At 67.1% G+C, this 1,323-nt stretch carries 1 protein-coding gene and 1 pseudogene; both read left to right on the top strand.

Annotation, left to right across the window (positions count from 1 at the left end; all coding sequences use genetic code 11):
* Positions 1-374: pseudogene (fsrB, locus tag JHD07_RS05455) on the top strand (siderophore utilization protein FsrB); the annotation flags it as partial.
* An 88-nt stretch (positions 375-462) separates the two neighbouring features.
* Entirely contained in the window at positions 463-1,290 is an 828-nt protein-coding gene (locus JHD07_RS05450; RefSeq protein ID WP_291619764.1) for a hypothetical protein, read from the top strand.
* The last annotated feature ends 33 nt before the right edge of the window (positions 1,291-1,323 follow it).

Raw genomic sequence — 1,323 nt, 5'->3', positions numbered from 1 at the left:
TCGGGGCAATCAGTTACGGCCCGGCCCATGGCGTCTATGCCGCCGCCTTCTTCCACCCGGGCGATGACCACGGCGCCGGCGGCGTCGGCCCGGCGCAGCTCTATTACGACAGCGAGGATGGCCGCCCCATCGGCGAGCGGCTACCCTGGGTCGGCACGGCCGCCGACATCTTCGTCCAGGCGCAGTTCCCGCTGCATTCGGGCCGCATCGTCGGGCTGCCCGGCCGCATCCTGATCTCGATCATGGGCCTCGTGGTGGCCGCGCTCTCCGTGACCGGCGTCGTGATCTGGTGGCGCAAGCGCCGCGCCCGCGTGCGTGTGCGCGAGACCGCGGCCCTGCGGCTGGGTCGGCAGCAGCTCACGCCGGCAGAGTAGGGCACCTGCATTCCGTTAAGGGATGAACCTTGGCACGGGGCGCGGGAACAAAAGACTGAGATCGCTCCCGGCCTGTTTCGGAATTGCAATGAGATCCCTCGCCCTGCTCTGGCTGCTCGTCCTGGCCGCGCCCGCGCAAGCGGCCGCGCCCGAGCAGAACTATCTCGACCTGCGCGACCGCTACATCGCCAAATTCTCGGCAGCCAAGGAGAGCGACGAGGTCTACAAGCAGCATGACGCGGCCCTGAAGGAGCTGGCCGCCGCGTTGCGCGGCCTGATCGGGCCGGTCACGATCAAGGGGCTGCCGGCCGAGGGCAGGTCGAACGTCGACACGCTGTTCAGAGACGACGTCGGCTTCGGCCATCTCGACGGACTGAGCTTCACCTCCGAAGGCCACAAGATGCAGGCCGTGGTGACCACGGCCGGGCTGCTCAAGCATTGGCTAGGCGAGCATCGCGAGGACGGCATGCCGCAGGAGGCCGGCGGCGCGTTGAAATCCGACCGCTTCTACTATTACGCGATCCAGGACGCCGCTTTCGCAATCTACGCTGAGCTGCCGATCACCAAGCCGGCAGGGGCGAGCGTCGCAGCCGCCGTGCTCGGCGTGCGCGGCAATGGCGACCTCAAGGGTCCGCCGGACGAGATCGACGTCGTCGCTATCAAGGGCGACAAGCTCTATTTCCTCGCGGCAAAGCAGGCCGTGAAGACCGCCCCGATCCAGGCCTGCGAGAAGGTCTGGAAGCAGATGATGGCAAAGCCCGTCGACAAGAAGGATCCGCGGGGCGAACTGACCCGCGAGGACAAGGCAATGACCGCCTTCACAGCGTGTTTCGCCAGGGAAGCACCAAGCCAGAGCTGGTACGCGGCGGCCGTGAAGAAGGCGCAGGCGCAGCTGGAGCTGCTGCCGCTGCGCTGAACGCGACAATTGTGACCTACCTGGCTTGAGCGG

Source organism: Bradyrhizobium sp. (genome assembly GCF_016462955.1).
Lineage (GTDB): Bacteria > Pseudomonadota > Alphaproteobacteria > Rhizobiales > Xanthobacteraceae > Bradyrhizobium.
This window is presented reverse-complemented; position numbering and strand designations above follow the sequence as displayed.

Excerpts from the sequence above, each read along its gene's own strand:
- JHD07_RS05450 (WP_291619764.1), top strand. The coding sequence starts at position 463 with ATGAGATCCCTCGCCCTGCTCTGGCTGCTCGTCCTGGCCGCGCCCGCG.